This window comes from Halorarius halobius (genome assembly GCF_024298865.1).
Taxonomy (GTDB): Archaea; Halobacteriota; Halobacteria; order Halobacteriales; family Haloarculaceae; genus Halorarius; species Halorarius halobius.
The window spans coordinates 236480-252827 of sequence record NZ_CP101161.1 but is presented as its reverse complement, the minus strand read 5'-3'; the positions used below and the strand labels follow the sequence as shown (position 1 = coordinate 252827).

10 protein-coding genes are annotated in these 16348 nt (G+C 69.7%); 4 read left to right on the top strand and 6 right to left on the bottom strand.

Annotated elements, in window-relative coordinates:
- Window positions 1–241: 241 nt before the first annotated feature.
- A complete protein-coding gene (locus tag NL112_RS01245) occupies window positions 242–7771 on the top strand; it encodes an outer membrane protein assembly factor BamB family protein (protein ID WP_255150808.1) in 7530 nt (2509 codons plus the stop codon).
- Window positions 7772–7807: 36 nt separating this feature from the next.
- Here the strand turns inward: NL112_RS01245 and NL112_RS01240 are convergent, their stop codons facing one another.
- The 5 genes from NL112_RS01240 to NL112_RS01220 form a co-directional block, all read right to left on the bottom strand.
- Complete coding sequence (locus tag NL112_RS01240; RefSeq protein ID WP_255150807.1) at window positions 7808–9034, bottom strand: ABC transporter permease; 1227 nt, start codon at window positions 9032–9034, stop codon at window positions 7808–7810.
- A 201-nt stretch (window positions 9035–9235) separates the two neighbouring features.
- Window positions 9236–9673, bottom strand: coding sequence for a transcription elongation factor Spt5 (locus NL112_RS01235; RefSeq protein WP_255150806.1), 438 nt, complete (start codon window positions 9671–9673; stop codon window positions 9236–9238).
- 1 nt (window position 9674) lies between these two features.
- Window positions 9675–9848 (bottom strand): protein translocase SEC61 complex subunit gamma, encoded by a 174-nt coding sequence (locus tag NL112_RS01230; RefSeq protein WP_255150805.1) that lies wholly within the window; start codon window positions 9846–9848, stop codon window positions 9675–9677.
- Between the two features lie 71 nt (window positions 9849–9919).
- Complete coding sequence (ftsZ, locus tag NL112_RS01225) at window positions 9920–11128, bottom strand: cell division protein FtsZ (RefSeq protein WP_255150804.1); 1209 nt, start codon at window positions 11126–11128, stop codon at window positions 9920–9922.
- Window positions 11129–11265: 137 nt separating this feature from the next.
- Complete coding sequence (locus tag NL112_RS01220; RefSeq protein WP_255150803.1) at window positions 11266–12588, bottom strand: D-aminoacyl-tRNA deacylase; 1323 nt, start codon at window positions 12586–12588, stop codon at window positions 11266–11268.
- A gap of 192 nt (window positions 12589–12780) precedes the next feature.
- Here NL112_RS01220 and NL112_RS01215 point away from each other — a divergent pair, with 192 nt between their 5' ends.
- From NL112_RS01215 to NL112_RS01205, 3 genes are read left to right on the top strand one after another with little or no spacing between them, the layout of a single operon-like run.
- Window positions 12781–13221 carry a DUF5788 family protein gene (locus tag NL112_RS01215; protein WP_255150802.1) on the top strand — a complete coding sequence of 147 codons (441 nt, stop codon included), beginning with the start codon at window positions 12781–12783 and terminating at the stop codon, window positions 13219–13221.
- On the top strand, window positions 13218–14954 hold the full coding sequence (polX, locus tag NL112_RS01210) for a DNA polymerase/3'-5' exonuclease PolX (protein WP_255150801.1): 1737 nt from the start codon (window positions 13218–13220) through the stop codon (window positions 14952–14954). Before NL112_RS01215 ends, polX begins: the two co-directional genes overlap by 4 nt.
- Complete coding sequence (locus NL112_RS01205; protein WP_255150800.1) at window positions 14951–15394, top strand: Mut7-C RNAse domain-containing protein; 444 nt, start codon at window positions 14951–14953, stop codon at window positions 15392–15394. Before polX ends, NL112_RS01205 begins: the two co-directional genes overlap by 4 nt.
- Here NL112_RS01205 and NL112_RS01200 read toward each other — a convergent pair.
- Window positions 15391–16314, bottom strand: coding sequence for a cell division protein CdpA domain-containing protein (locus NL112_RS01200; protein WP_255150799.1), 924 nt, complete (start codon window positions 16312–16314; stop codon window positions 15391–15393). The two genes, NL112_RS01205 and NL112_RS01200, sit on opposite strands and share 4 nt — an antisense overlap.
- Window positions 16315–16348: the final 34 nt, after the last annotated feature.

The window sequence follows — 16348 nt, the reverse complement described above, 5'->3', positions numbered from 1 at the left end:
CAGCGGGAAATCATATCAACGTTCGGCCGGTCACACTAGCCACGTAGCGACCCGCTTTACCTCTCCACCCTCACAGCGGTTCGTCCATGTGGGGACGTGATACGTTCGTGAGTGCGGCCGGCGCGGCCGACGCTCACGGGGGCCATTCCGCCGAACTGGGTCCGTGGCATCGACCGACCGTGACGACACGAACGGAGACAGAAGGGACGCGAAGTGCGCCCGTCGCGCCGGGGGCGAGCCGATGAGTTCGACCGGTTCGGCCGACCGGGTCAGGGCGGTGGCGCTGGCGCTCGTCGTCGTCTGCTCGACGGTGGCGACCGTCGCCGGCCCCCTGGCCGTGACCGCGGCCGCCAACGCGACGCCCGTCGACTCCTGTACCACCATCGACGCCGCCGGGAGCTATCAACTGACGGCCAACGTCACCAACGACTCGACCGACACCTGCATCGAGATAACGGCCTCGGACGTCACGCTCGACGGAGGGGGACACGGGCTCGATGGCGCGAACCGCTCGGCGGGGAGCGTCGGCGTCCGCGTCGTCGCGGCGACATCGAACGTCACGCTCCGGGACGTCGCGGTGACCGGTTGGGAGCGGGGCGTCTCGGTGGGCGACCTCGCCGCGACGGCGGTCACGGACCTCACACTCGATTCGGTCACGGCGGCCGGCAACGGCGCGAACGGGGACGGCGCCGGCATCTATCTCGAGAAGGCGTCCGGGGCGGTCGTCCGTGACAGCACCGTCCGTGACACCGAGGCCGTCGGCCTCCTCCTCATCGACGGCTCGAATGCGGTCGTCGGGAGCAACAGCTTCGTCGGCAACCAGGAGGGCGTGTTCGTCGGCGACGACACCGCCACGGACACCGTCATCAGGAACAACGAGATACGCGACGGCACCCGCGCGGGGGTCGTGCTCGGTGGGGTGAACAACACCGTCCGGAACAACGTCGTGCGGAACAACTCCGACGGCGTGTACGTCTTGGGAAGCGCCCAACACGGCACCGAGGACGCCCGCGTCGCCGACAACACGCTCGCCAACAACGAAAACGGGCTCCGCATCGAGGCGAACCGGAGCGTCTTCGAGAACAACACCGTCACCGGCAACGGCGGCGGTATCCTGCTGGACGGCGCCGACCACAACGTCTTCCGGGACACGACGCTCGTGGACAACAGCCAGTCGGCCGTGAGCCCGCTGTTCGCGCCCGACCAGACGCCACACGTCGTCAACAACACGTTCAGGAACGCCGACCTCGGCTACGGGGGCGTCCGGTTCTCCTTCACGCTCCGTGACGTGTATCTCCAGCGGGCCGGTACGACGCCCCAGCCCCCTGCCGGCATGACGGACATCGGCGTCTACCTCCAGGCGTCGAACCTGACCGACGACGCGTACATGGACCTCACGGTGTCGTACACCGATTCGTCGGCCGCCGACGTCGACGAGTCGACGCTGTCGCTGTGGCGAAACGACACCACGTGGCGCGAGGTCGGCGGGTCGCTCGACACGTCCGCGAACACCCTCTCGGCGAACGTCACGTCGTTCTCGGTGTTCGCGCCGCTGGGCGACGCCTCGGACGGCGGTACCCCGACTCCATCACCGACGCCGGGGACGCCGACTCCATCACCGACGCCGGACACACCGGCTTCGTCGCCGTCGCCGAGTCCGTCACCGAGTCCGTCGCCGAGTCCGTCGCCGTCGCCGAGTCCGTCGCCGTCGCCGAGTCCGTCGCCGTCGCCGAGTCCCACGCCGGACACGGCGACGCCGACAGCGACGCCGACCACCGATACGCCGACCCCGACGCCGACGAACACGGACATCGACTCATGTCGGAACATCACGGCGTCCGGGAGCTACGAGTTGACGAGCGACCTCGCCGTCGGGTCGTCCGACGCCTGTCTCGTCGTCAAGGCCAGCGAGGTGACCATCGACGGCAACGGCCACACCATCGACGGCTACGACAACAACACCTTCGACAGCAACGGCTTCGCGGAACAGATAAACGGTAGCACCGGCGTCCGCGTGCTCGGTCGCTCGGGCGCGTACGTCGAGAACGTGACCGTCCGGAACCTCCGTCTCACCGACGGCAACGTCGGCTACGACGCGTCGTACGCGACCAACGTGACCCTGGAAGGCGTGACCGTCTCGGGAACGGACACCGAGGGCATCGTCACCTTCCAGACCAACGGAACGGTCGCCGTGCGGAACACGACCATCGAGGACAGCGCGCCGTACGGAATCCGGGACGACGGCTACTTCTACTACGACTCGGCGGTGGACATCGGGAAGGTCGACCGGCCGTTCGTCTACCCGTCCCGGGTCGTCCTGTCGGACGTCACCGTGACCGACTCCGGCTACTACCTGGAGTCTGGCTATCCGGCCGTCGACGTCTCCAGCGTCGGGCCGGTCACCGTCGAGGACACGGCGATAACGCAGGTGAACCACACGGGTCTCTCCGTCGACACGAACGAGGGCGGGCGGTGTTGCGACGAGAGCGTCACCATCCGCAACCTCACGGTCCGGCAGTTCGACCAGCTCGGGGACCGGGGGCTTGGCCTCGGAATCAACGCGGAACAGGACGTGACCGTCCGCGACTCGCTGGTGACGGGGACCACGTCGCTCGGTGCCCAGTACGCGGTCACCGTCAGCGCCGACAGGGACATCGCGTTCACGAACACCACGGTGAGCGACGTCGGCGGGGGCGTCGCTCTCTCGGACACGTATCAGAGTACCTCGACCGGTACGACGACGGTTCGTGACGTACACGTCGAGGACACCCTGAAGGGCACCGGCATCCAGGCCGGCGCGGACTCCCGGCTGACCGTCGAGAACGTGACGGTCGTCAACGCCTCCGACGTCGAGGAGTGGGGCGCGCAGTTCGTCGGTAGCGAGGAGGCGCACGTCAGCGACGTGAACGTCAGCGAGGTCGGCAGCCACGGGCTCTCGATTTCGGTGGCCGGGTCGCTCGACGCGGCGAACCTCAGCGTGAGCGACGTTCGTAACGCCGAGGGACTGCTCGTGCAGGCCGACGAGGGGCGCGTCTCGAACGTCAGCGTCGACGACACCGACGACGGGGTCCGCATCAACGAGCGCGGGAACCAGTTCAGGGACGACGCACTCACGGTCGCGTCGCTGGCGGCGACCGACAGCAACGGAACCGGCGTCGAACTGCGCGGCGACAACGTCACGCTCGTCGACGCTCGCGTCGACAACGCCTCCGCGGCCGGCGTCGAGAAACTGACCGAAGACGGGTTCGGTACCGACGCGGACGCGTTCGGCCGGTTCAGGGCACGGAACGTCTCAATCAACGACACCGGCGGCCCCGGCGTCGTGGCCCGGTACGGCGACCGGGACACCGGCCCCAACGACCACGTCAACCTGACCGACGTCGCCGTCGGCAACGCGACGGGGTCGGGCATCGCGCTTCCCGTCGTCAGGACGGCGACCCTCCACGACGTCGATGTGAGCGCCGCCGGCCCCGACCTCAACCTCACGGGCGCCAGCGCCACCCTCGACGGCGTCTCGCTCTCCTCGTCACGGGTCGACGGCACCGCCCGGAACGTGACGGTCGACCCGCTCGCACCGGGCGACGCCCCGGCTCCGCCCGCGAACACGGACGACGTGGAGGTGTTCCTCGCGGTGAACGACACCGCGCCCGACGGCTATCTGAACGCGACCGTCGGCTACGACGACGCGGCCGTTCCGGCGAGCCTCGACGAGTCGACGCTGGCGCTGTGGCGCTACGACGGGTCGCGCTGGTCGAACACCGGCGGCACCGCCGACGCGGCGGCGAACACCGTCTCGAAGAACGTGACGTACTTCTCGGTGTACGCGCCCGTCGGCCACGACGGCTCGCCCCCGTCGCCGGTCAACCTCACGGTCGACATCGACGGCACGAACGGCCCGGTTCGGGCGGGCGAGACGCTGTCGGTCGACGCGACGCTCACCAACGCTCGCACCCAAGAGACCACCCAGACCGTCGAACTACTCGGTCCGAACGGGAGCGTCGTGGACAGCCGGAGCGTCACGGTGGCCGGCGACGGCTCGACCACCGCGACGTTCGAGTGGTCGACCACCACCGCGGACGTCGGCACCCACGAACTCGCCGTCCGGAGCGAGCACGGCTGGGACACCGGGGCGGCGACGGTCTGGGAGCAGGCCGTCTCGAACGCGCCGATATCGAGCTGTACCGACGTGACACAGGAGGGGACGTACGTCCTCACCTCGAACATCACGTATAGCGACGACGGCGAACCCTGCATCGACGTCCGCGCCGACCGCGTCGCCATCGACGGCGACGGCCACGTCGTCGTCGGGCCGCACGCCCCGAGCAACTCCGACGGCGGCACCGCGGTCCGCGTGAACGCGGGCGCCGGTGCCCGCACGAACGTCACCGTCTCGAACCTCTCGGTGCGGAACGTCTCCACCGCGGTGGACCTCCAGGTGCCCGCTGGTGCGACCGCCACGGACATCGCGTTCACGAACGTCAGCGCGCGGTACGTGACGGACCAGGCGCTGAACGTGGTGCTCGACGAGGGGAGCACGCTCGACGGGTTGACCGTCCGGGACGGCGACCTCTCGACGGCCAGCACCGCGGTACAGATGCAGGCGGACGACGCCGGGGCGACGCTGGCCGACGTCACGCTGTCGAACCTCGACGTCGACGTGGCCTACGACGCCGACTTCGGGCCGAGCGGTCCGGGCGTCTGGGTCGACATGAGCTACGACCGGACGGCGATGCTCGATGTCGAACTGTCGAACTCGAGCGTCGACGCGCCCGACGAGTCGTTCGTCCTCGACGGCGTCGGCGCGAACGGGACCGTTCGGAACGTCGATGTCGTCGAGAACAGCCTGAACTCGACGGACGCCGGCGTGGTGTCGATGGACTACACCGGCGAGGACGCGACGTTCGCGGACGTCCGCATCGCGAACAACAGCCTCGACGGTTCGGGCGAGTTCTATCCCGGCGTCGAGTTCTTCGGCGACGAGTCGCGGGTCGCAACCCGCAACGTCACCGTCGCCGGGAACGACGTCACCGACGTGCAGACCGGAATCGAGCTACGGCTCGGCTCGACGGGCGGTCGGATAGACGGGCTGGCGGTTCACGACAACTCGGTTACCGCGATGCAGGCCGGCGCCCGGCTCCTGATGGGGTACACGAACCAGGAGACGGAGAACGTGTCCGTCGTCGCCAACGATATCTCCGCGGGGAGCAACGCCGGCGTCTTCGTCCGCGCCGACGGCAGTAGTGCGGCCCATCGCAACCTCACGGTCGCGGACAACGCGGTGGCTGGCGCCAACGCGGGGGTCGCTCTCAGGCTCGACGGCGACGACCCCGAGTACGACGCGTCGGTCGCCGACAACACCGTGACCGACGTCTCGACCACGGGCATCGCCGTCGCCGCGCAGGCCGACCCCGGCGGCACCCTCGCCGTCGAGAACAACACCGTCCGCAACGAGAGCGGGTCGGTCACCGGCGTCCTGCTCGAGACCTACTCCGCCAACGCCACGGGCAACGGGTCGCAGGTCATCAAGCGGAACGTGATTCGGACGGGCGGCGACGCCATCGTCGTCAACGAGGACTACTTCGCCGTCGGCCCGGTCGACGCCGTCGACATCAGCTACAACGTCCTCGACGCGGACGGGTTCGGCGTCGAGAACCACAACGTCGAATCCGACGAGGGGCCGGAGGTAATCGACGCCCGGAACAACTACTGGGGCACCTCCGACGGGCCCGGGAGCGCCGGACCGTACGGGGACCCCGTGACGGGCACGCTCGCCGACGGAAGCGGGAGCAACGTCACCAACGGCTCCTCGGCGACCGCGGCGAACGTCCGGTTCGACCCGGTGTTGACGAGTTCGCCGGTCGACGCGGTGCTCGTCACCGTCGAGAGCACGACCTCGCCGGTGGTCGAGGGCGACACGCTGTCGGTCGATGCGACCGTCGAGAACACCGGCGACGCGAGCGAGACGCAGGACATCACTCTGAGCGTGGGCGGCGTCCAGCAGGACAGCCAGTCGGTCAGCCTGGCCGCGGGTGCGACGAAGACGGTAACGCTCGAGTGGCAGACCGCCGACGGTGACGCCGGTAGCTACACCGCATCGGTCGGTTCCGCGGACGATTCGGCGACCACGTCGGTGTCGGTCGCTACGGCGGACGCCGACTCCGACTGGCCGATGTTCCGCGGCAACGCCGAGAACTCCGGTCACGTCGATGGGCCGGGTCCGACGGGCGAACTCGAGGAACTGTGGAACTTCACCACGAGCGATCCCATCACGTCGGCGCCAGCCGTCGTGAACGGCACCGTCTACGTGGGGGAGTTGAACTTCCAGGGGACGATGTACGCGTTGGACGCCACGACCGGGGCCGAGGAGTGGACCTTCTCGACGTCGGGGGACATCGACTCCTCGCCGGCCGTCGTCGACGGCGTCGTGTACTTCGGGAGCGACGACAGTCGCGTCTACGCTCTCGACGCGTCGACCGGCGACGAGATATGGAACGTCACCACCGACGGGGCGGTGGCGTCCTCGCCGACCGTCGTCGACGGGACGGTGTACGTCGGCGACGGCGAGGGCACGGTGTACGCGCTGGACGCGTCGACCGGCTCCCAGCGGTGGAGCTTCGGGGTCGACGGGAGCTTCACGTCCGTCGACTCCTCGCCCGCGGTCGTGGACGGCACCGTCTACATCGGCTCGGGCTCTTTCGAAGGCGGACACGTCTACGCGCTCGATGCGGCGACTGGTGCCGAACAGTGGGACTACGCCACGGCCCACAACGTCGAAACTGCACCGGCAGTCGTGAACGGGACCGTCTACGCCGCCACCCCGGACGGGTTCGCGTTCGCACTCGACGCCTCGACGGGGACCGAACGGTGGAACGTCTCCATCGGACCCGACGGTAGCTCCCCGTCGTCACCGGCCGTCGTCGGCGGAACGGTGTACGTCGACGGAGTGAGCGAACTGTACGCGCTGGACGCGACCACCGGCGCGACGGACTGGACGTTCGATACGTCGAGTAGCCTCGGCGCGTCGGTCGTGGTCGACGGAACGGTGTACGTCGGCGGCGGTCAGGGCACGATGTACGCGATAAACGCCTCGTCGGGTACGGAGGCGGGGCGGTTCGAGACCACCGACAACCTCTACTCGACGGTCGTCGCGAACGGCACCGTCTACGTCGGGAGCCAGAACGTGGGGTTGTACGCGCTCACGGCCGACGCGACGACACCGTCGGCGCAGTTCCAGGTGACCGTCGACTCGACGAACAGCCCGGTCGTCGAGGGCGACACGCTGTCGGTCGACGCGACCGTCGAGAACACCGGAAGTGCGAGCGGGACGCAGAACGTCGCGCTGACCGTGGACGGCGTCGAGCGTGACACCGCGACGGTGACGCTCGGTGCCGGCGCGTCGACGACCGTGACGCTGACGTGGGAGACGGCGGCCGGCGACGCCGGCGGCTACGACGCGACCGTCGCGTCGGCCGACGACACGGACACCACCCAGGTCGACGTCCAGCAGTCGTCGGGTGGTGGCGGCTCGTCGAGTCCGACGCCAACCTCCCCGAGCCCATCGCCGAATCCGTCGCCGAGTCCGTCGCCGAGTCCGTCGCGGAGCCCGTCGCCCACGGTGACGGCCAGCCCGTCGCCGACGGTGACCGTGTCCCCGTCGGACCCCTCACCGACGACCGTGACGACGCGGGCGGACGGTCCCGGCTTCGGCGTCGGCGTCGCCGTGGTCGCGCTACTGGCCGTTGGGTTCCTCGTGGTGCGCCGTCGGGACTGACGGCGGGCGCGACGACCTCTTTCGGGTCGCGCTCGGTCAGCGTTCGAGGGTCGCTATCGGGTCGAGCCGTGCGACGCGGCGGCCGGCGACTGCCGCGCCGAGGACGCCGAGGCCGACTGCGAGAACGAGTCCGCCGGCGGCGAGCCACGGCGGGAGCACGACGAGCCCGGGGAAGCCGGTGAGTCGCTCGACGGCGTGGTTCAGACCGGCCGCCGCCGGACCGACCGCGAGCAACGCCACGACGCCGCCGGCGAGTCCGAGGAGCCCGCCCTGCAGGGCGACGACGCCGGTGAGCGTCGCCGCGGAGACGCCGGTCGCGTTGAGCGCCGCGAGATGTCGCCGCTGTCGGGCGACGACGTGCGCGAGGACGTTCACCACCAGCGCGACGCCGGCGACCACCGACAGCGCCACCAGCGCGACGAGGCTCCCGATGGTCGGCGCTCGGGACGCGACCGTCGCCCGGAACTGCTCGCGTCCCGTGCGCACGTCAAGCCCCTCGGGTCGCCGTTCGATGGCCCGCTCGACGGCCGCCGGGCGCGCACCGGGCGCCAGCGTCAGCGTCAGCAGGGCGGCCGGGTCCGTCCCCGTGGTTCCGGTGACTTCTTGGAGTTCGCTGAGATGCATCCCGACGGTCGGCGCGCCGAGGAGGTTCGAGAGGTCACGCGGCGTGCCGACGACCGTGAACGTCTGCTCGCGGGCGGCCGTGACCGTTCCCCCGATGTGGACCGTGTCGCCGACGTCGAGCCCGTAGCGGGCGGCGGTCCGTTCGTCGACGACGACCCGGCGGGTCATCGGCCCCTCGTAGGTCCCGTTCGCGTAGTGGCGGTCCCGGCGGGTGAACCGGCTGGCGATGCGCAGGCGGCCGGCGTCGCCGCCGACGCCGACGCCGACGACCGTCTCAAGGTCGTCAGGGTCGGTCCCGAGATACACCGTCTGGAACGCGAACGGCTGGGCGTGTTCCACGCCGGGCCGGGCTTCGAGTTCGCGGCCCAGTTCGTGGGCGTCGTGGATGGGGTTGGCGACGCCCTCGACGGAGCCCGGGCGGAGCTGTGCGCCGCCGCCCGTCACCCAGAGGTCGCGCTCGAACCACGAGACGGCGTCGCCACCGCTCGTCGCCGCGCCGTAGCCGACGCCGCCGAGCAGGACGACCAGCAGGACGGCCACGGCGACGCCGCCGACGGCCAGGACCGTTGCGGTGCGGTGGCCGCGGAGCTGGCTGGTCGCCAGCGCGAGCATCCCCCGGAGCCGGTGGCGGGTAGGCATGGTGTCTCCGTCGGTCCAGTCAGGCCGGATTGCTAGTCGCTCGCGGCCCCTGTGACGTAAAGAGTTGGTTCGACCGGACGACAGGACGGTCCTGCCGCTGACCGGTATCGCCTACGGAGAACGGGCCGAGGAGCTACTGTGCGCTCGCTGGTCGAGTGAGCGAACGGAGCGAGGACGGAGCCGGCGACGAGTACGAGTACGTCAGCGCTCTTCGCTGTCCAGCACGCGAATCTGGTCGCCGCGCACCGTCACCGGGATGGGGACCGTCGCCTCGTACAACTCGACGGTGACCTGGTCTTTCCCTTCGTCGATGCGCTGGACCTGCGCCTTCTCGCCCTTGAACGGGCCGGCGATGAGTTCGACGATGTCGCCCTCCGCGATGCCTTCGACGTCCGGCTTCGGCGACAGGAAGTGTTCGACCTCGGCGATGCTCGACTCCCCGGGGACGACGCCCCGCGAGTGGGGAATCTCGTCGAGGATGCGGTCGAAGACGCTCGCGTCGTCGGCCTCGACCATCACGTAGGAGGTCAGCGAGTCGGGCGCCAGGGCGGCGTGAACCGACTCCTCCTCGCGATTCATTATCATGTCCGCGACGGTGCGTTCCTGCGAGGCGGTGGTCTTGACGGCGTAGATACCCATCTCAGACACCTCCGGGCAGGAAGCTCATCACGATGAAGATGATGAACCCGAGCAGGCCGACGAGCGCGACACCGGCGCCGGCGATGAGCGCGACCCGGGAGAACTCCTCCCAGGATGGGGTGCTCGCCAGCTTCAACACCCGCACGTAGCTGGAGAGGTCGTAGGGTACGTCCATACGCGAACAAACCAGTGAGGGCTTCTATACCTGTTGGTAGCGCGTAGCCGGGAGATGGGGAGAAGGACGCGTTACTCGACGAAGTCGATGTCGTCGCCCTGTGCGGCCTGGCCGCCGACGCCGCCGCCGACGCGGTTGCCGCCGCCGCCACCGCCGCCCCGCTGGGCGGCGCGTTCCCGTTCCGCCTCGCTCTTGCCGTATATCTGTGGGCTCTCGACGCCGGTGACGACTATCATCGTCTCCATCTTGCCGTCGAACTCGTTGTTGACCGACGCGCCCCAGATGATGCGGGCGTCGGGGTCGATGCGGTCGTATATCTCCTCGACGACGCCTTCCGCCTCCTCGATGGACATGTCGGGACCACCCACCACGTTCACCAGCGCGGAGTTGGCGCCGTCGAACTCCACGTCCAACAGCGGCGACCGGAGCGCCGAGCGTATCGAGTCCTGTGCCTTGTTCTCGGAGTCGGACTCCCCGAGACCTATCATGGCGACGCCGCCGTTCTCCATGATGGTCTTCACGTCGGCGAAGTCGACGTTGACGAGGCCGGGCTTGGTGATGAGTTCGGTCATCCCCTTCACCGAGCGCATCAGCACCCGGTCGCAGATCTTGAACGCGTCCTGGAGCGGCAGGTTCGGCGCGTAGTCGAGCAGGCGGTCGTTCGGGATGACGATGACCGTGTCAGCGACCGCTCGCAGGCGTTCGAGGCCGGCGTCGGCGTTCGCCCGCCGTCGTTCACCCTCCGCGGTGAACGGGATGGTGACGATGGCGATGGTGAGCGCACCCTGCTCCTGGGCGGCCTGTGCGACCACGGGCGCGGAGCCGGTGCCGGTGCCGCCGCCCAGCCCCGCGGTGATGAACACCATGTCGGAGTCGTCGATGGACGCCTCGATGTCCTCGATGTTCTCCTGGGCCGCCTCCTCGCCGATCTTCGGCACGCTCCCGGCGCCGCGGCCGCCGGTGCGCTGGCGCCCGATGAGTATCTTCGTGTCGGCCTCCACCTCGCCCGCGAGATGCTGGGCGTCGGTGTTGGCGGCGACGAGTTTCGCGCCGTGGATGCCCTCCTCGTGCATCCGGGTGACGGTGTTGCCGCCGGCGCCGCCACAGCCGACGACGGTGATCTTCGTCTCGAGGTCCTTGACGACGCTCGCCAGTTCGTCGTCGGTCATCGTGCCCGACGTCGACGGCTGTGCGTTCGTCTCCCCCGCTCCGTTCCCATCCGGAGCCTCCTCCCTGTTCTCCTCGGCCTCGTCAATGGCATCCTCGATGATGGAGTCCATTTGAACGCGGCTATTGCGCATACGGGTATTGTATCTTTCCCCGATGTCTGACGCCCGTCACACGATTTCGCGCTCGATTCCGGGCGTTTCTCCGAAAACGGGCGATAAACCTGTAGCCACGATACGAAATCGACCCCTCAGCGGGGGAACTCGACCTCGCGCGCGGTCCGCACGCGCTCGGGGTCTATCTCCCGGCCGCGCACCTCCACGGACTCGCCGGCCGCGAGTTTGCCGAATGCGGGCCCCTCCTCGATTCCGAGCGTCTTCGCCTTCGCGGGGTCGAACGCCTCCTCGCGTGCCACCACCCGGTCCTCGGCGACCGTCACCTCGTCGTAGCCCTCCCGGAGCACGTCCGCGAGCGCGCAGACGAGGTCGTCTCGGGACGCGGCGGCCAGCGCCGCCCGCCCACGAGGGCGGGTACCGTTCTCGACCGTCTCGAACGCGACCGCGCGGTCGGCGACGGCGGCGCGGGCCGCATCGGGGTCGACGTTGGTCGCCTCCTCGGTCAACTCCGCCGGCAACTCGACCACGGCGAACTCCCCGTCGTGGCCCGCGGCGGGCGCGCCGAACCGGAGTCCGTCGTCGACCGGACACAGCGCCGCCTCCGCGCGCTCGACGGTGTCGAGCGGGACGGCCGACGTCTCCCGCACCCACGTCTCGCTCACGACCCGGTAGCCGAGGTCCGCGACGACCTCGCGGAGCACCGGATGGTCGCCGTCGACCAGCGCAACCTCGGCGGCCGACTGCTCGAACGCCTGCTCGACGGTCTCGGTCGCCTCCCGGGGGTGACCCATGTCGTCGAGCCCCCAGTCGGCGGCGACGTGGCCGACGGCCCAGTCCGTCTCGCGGACGACCCGCTCGAAGCGGGGAACGTAGTGGCCGCCGCCGAAGCCGACTAGCTGGCGCTCGCGGTCGGGAGCGGCGTCACGAACGTCGAGGACGGCGCGGGCGACGGCCTCGGCACCCGCGGAGTCGTCCCACTGCTCGTCGCTGGAGCCCAACTCGACGAACAGCGACGGGCAGCCCACCTCGCTCGGGCCGTGGTGGGTACACTCCATCCCAACGCCGTACTCGTCGGGCGCGTGGCGGTCGAACGCCACCAGCAGGTCCGCCAGCGCGTTCGGCGCGGCCCGCGCGAGGTCGCCGTCCGTGCCGCCGAACTCCGCGGGGCCGAAGTTGCCGGTCGCGTGGGCGGTGAGCAGGGCACCGGTGTCGCCGGAGTGGCGCGACGCGAAAAACAGCAGGTCCGGGTCCGAGAACGCGGCCGCGGTGTCGTCGAGATGCAGGTGAAGTTCCTCGAAGGTGCGGAGTTCGATGCCGTCGGTCGTGTAGTAGGTGCCGCCCCCCTCGGCGTCCGAGCGGTCGGCGTCGGTGCGTTCGGTCCACTGGTCGAGCGCGAGCAACTGCTCCCCGATGTGTTCGGAGGCCCGGTCGGCACGCGAGACGACGACGGCTAGCATTACCGGTCATCGGTGCCGTGGCGGCAAATCCTCTGCGACATCGGGAAGCCGGCGGACGCCGCTCGCCGGCCGGACTCGTGGTGGGGGGTCGTGGCCGAGCACCGATTTCCTATCGCCGCATTCGGTTTACGCGGACGGCCGTCGAGACGCGCGCCGGACCAGTTTTGGTTCCGCGGGCCCACGTTGCACGCAATGAAGGAGTACGAGCGGGAGATCCTGCTCGAACGCATCGGGAAGGAAGGCGCGACGGTCGGCGCCGAGATTCCCGACCGCATCGACGTGCAGGGCCAGGAACTCGACCTCCAGGAGTTCGTGTTCGAGATAAAGCGCCGGGACACCGTGCCCGCGGGCGAACGCGAGCGGGTCGAGACCGCGAAGAAGAACCTTCGGCGCGAGCGCCTCCAGCGCAAGCAACGGATAGCGGACGCCGACATCAGTTTCGAGGAGGGCGAGGATATCGCGCGGGCCATCATCGGTATCGACCGCGCGCTGAACGCCCTGGAGAGTCTCGGCACGACGACCGACATCGAGGGCGAACAGCAACGAAAGGAGGCGATGGACCAGAAGCGGTGGATGAACTTCCTGAAGAAGGCGCTGGGCGACGACGACGGGCCGCGAATCGGGGGGCGATGAGCCGGAACGCCGAGGTCGCGGCCCTGCTGGAGGAGATGGCCGACCGCCTCGAAGCGTTGGACGTCGACTACAAGCCCCGCGCGTACCGGCAGGCCGCCGAGAACGTCCGCGGCCACACCGTCGCCGTCGAGACGCTGGCCGCCGAGGGCCAGGACGCCGTCGAAGAGATAGACCGCGTGGGCGAGGCCATCGCCGCAAAAATCGTCGAGTACGTCGAGACGGGGTCCATCGCGGAACTCGAGGAGTTGCGCGAGCAACTGCCGGTCGACATCGAGGCGCTGACGCGCGTCGAGGGGGTCGGCCCCAAGACGGTCGCGGACCTGTACGAGGCGCTCGGCGTGCAGGACCTCGACGACCTCGAAGCCGCCGCCGAGGCCGGCGAGATACAGGAGGTGAAGGGGTTCGGCGCCAAGACGGAACAGAACATCCTCGACAACATCGCGTTCGCACGCGAGAGCCACGAACGCCAGCTATTGGGCGACGCCCAGCCGCTCGCCGAGCGGGTGATGGACCACCTTCGCGCGTCCGATGCGGTCGAGCGGGTCGAGACTGCCGGGTCGCTCAGGCGCTGGCGCCCCACCGTCGGCGACGTGGACGTGCTGGTCGCCACCGACGACCGCCAGGCGGTCGTCGACCGCTTCGTCGAGTTCGACGCCGAGACCATCGAGGCGGGCACCTCGAAAGCCTCCCTGCGGGCGAACGGCATCCGCGTCGACCTCCGGGTCGTCGTCCCCGACGAGTGGGGGAGCGCCCTCCTCTATTTCACGGGGAGCAAGGACCACAACATCGTGCTCCGGAACCGCGCCATCGAGCGCGAGCTGAAGGTCAACGAGTACGGCGTGTTCGACGTGTCGGGCGTCGACGACCCCGATTCGGGTCAGCGCGTCGGCGAACGCGTCGCCGGCGAGACGGAAGCGGCGATGTACGCGGCCCTGGAGTTGCCGTACATCGCCCCGGAGATGCGCGAGGACCGCGGCGAGGTCGCCGCCGCCGCCGCGGGCGAGTTGCCGGACCTCATCGACGAGACGGATGTCCGCGGCGACCTCCATCTCCACACCGAGTGGTCCGACGGCGACGACAGTGTCGCGGAGATGGTCGCGGGCGCCGAGGAGTTCGGCCACGACTACATCGCCATCAGCGACCACGCCACCGGCCCGGGGATGGTCGGCGGCGTCGGCGTCGACGACGACGCCCTGCTCGAACAGGCCGAGGAGGTGCGTGCGGTCGCGGCCGACGCCGACGTTCGGGTGTTCACGGGCGTCGAGGCGAACATCGCACCGGACGGCTCGGTCTCCGTCGCGGACGACGTGCTCGCTGAACTCGACTGCGTCGTCGCCTCCCCGCACGCCTCCCTGGATGGCGACGGCACCGACCGGCTGGTCGCGGCCTGCGAACACCCCGAGGTGAACGTGCTCGGCCACCCGACCGGCCGCCTGCTGAACCAGCGTCCCGGCCTCGATTTCGACGTCGAGGCGGTCGCTGAGGCCGCGGCGGCGAACGACACGGCACTGGAGATAAACGCCAACCCCCACCGCCTCGATTTGAGCGGGTCGTACGTGAAGCGCGCCATCGAGGCGGGCGCGACCCTCGCCATCGACACGGACGCCCACACCCCCGCGAGCTACGGGTTCGTCCGGTTCGGCGTCCACACCGCGCGCCGCGGGTGGGCCGAACCGGCGGACGTGCTCACGACGAGGGAGGCCGACGACGTGGCGGCGTTCCTGGGGCTGTGAGCATCGACGGCCCCTTCCTCTGTGACGCCATGTGCGGGAAACTCGCCGTCTACCTGCGGATGTGTGGCTACGACACCGCCTACGCGCTCGACCGGGGCGTCGAGGCCGACGACGCGGTGCTGGACCTGTCCCGCGCGGAGGGCCGGACGCTCCTGACCCGCGACCGCGACCTCGCGGCCCGCGCGGAGGGGGTCCTGCTCACTGAACGGGAGATCGAGGGACAGTTGCGGGAACTCCACGACCGGGGGATGCGGCTCGAACTCGCCGAGCCGACGCGGTGTGGCGCCTGCAACGGCCGACTTCAGCGGGTCGACCCGGCGGCGTCGACCCCCGACTACGCGCCGGACTCGCGAGACGAAGCGGTCTGGCGGTGTTGCGACTGCGGGCAGTGCTTCTGGAAGGGGTCCCACTGGAAGCGGGTCGAGAAGACGCTCCCCTAGTTGTTCGGCGACCACTGCGAGCAGGCTTCCATGTCGTCCATGACTTCCTCGTGGAGCCCGCAGTACGGTTCGAGCCCCTCGTCGGTGCGGACGTAGTTGAACTGGTCGCAGTTGCCACAGTAGCGGTCGCTCGGCGGCGTCCCGGCGCCGCTGTCGACGAGTTCGGCGTCGTCGGTCGTCGTCGGGCCGGACCGCTGGGGCGTCGTCGACACCTGTTCGAGCGAACTACCGCCCGCCGACCGCGACGTGGACCCCCCGGTGTCGGGCGAACTCGCGTGGCTGACCTCCGCGCCGCCGTCCGAGACGGCCGCCGACCCCGGCCCGTTCGTCTGCGTCTTCGCCTCGCCGTCGGGCGTGCCGCCGAGCAGGCCGATGCCCCCCAGCCCCTGCTTGAGCCGGTCGTTCGACACCTCGACGACCTTCGTCTTCCCCTCCTTGGTCACTTCCAGGCGGACCGTGCCGCCGGGGTCGTTGCGCGCCTTGAAGTTGGCGACCGCGACGAACAGACACCAGAACGTCGTGATGATTCCGAGGAAGTAGACGGCCGTGACGTGGAGCGTGTAGTCCGTGGCCATCCCGTACCACTGCCCCGGGTACACTTCGGTGAACAGCCAGACGCCGGCGACCGCGACGGCCGACCCGAGCCCCGCGATGGCGCGGAGTCTGGTCGACGCCTTCGGCAACACGATGATGGCGCCGAGGAACGTCGCCGGCAACCCGAGCCCCGCGAAGATGCCCGCCAGTTCGCGTGCGCCGTACACGTCAACGCCGAGCATCGCGGCGACGCTTGTCGATGTTCCCACGACGATACCGGCGACGGTCAGAACTGCCCCCAACAGGAACAGCGCCACACCGCCGTACAGCCGTCGAAGGTCGGCCCCTCCTGCGCCTCCCTCGTAAACCTCCGTTAGGCTGGTCATACCGTGCCTTTCCGCCCATCCCGCAAAAATGTGC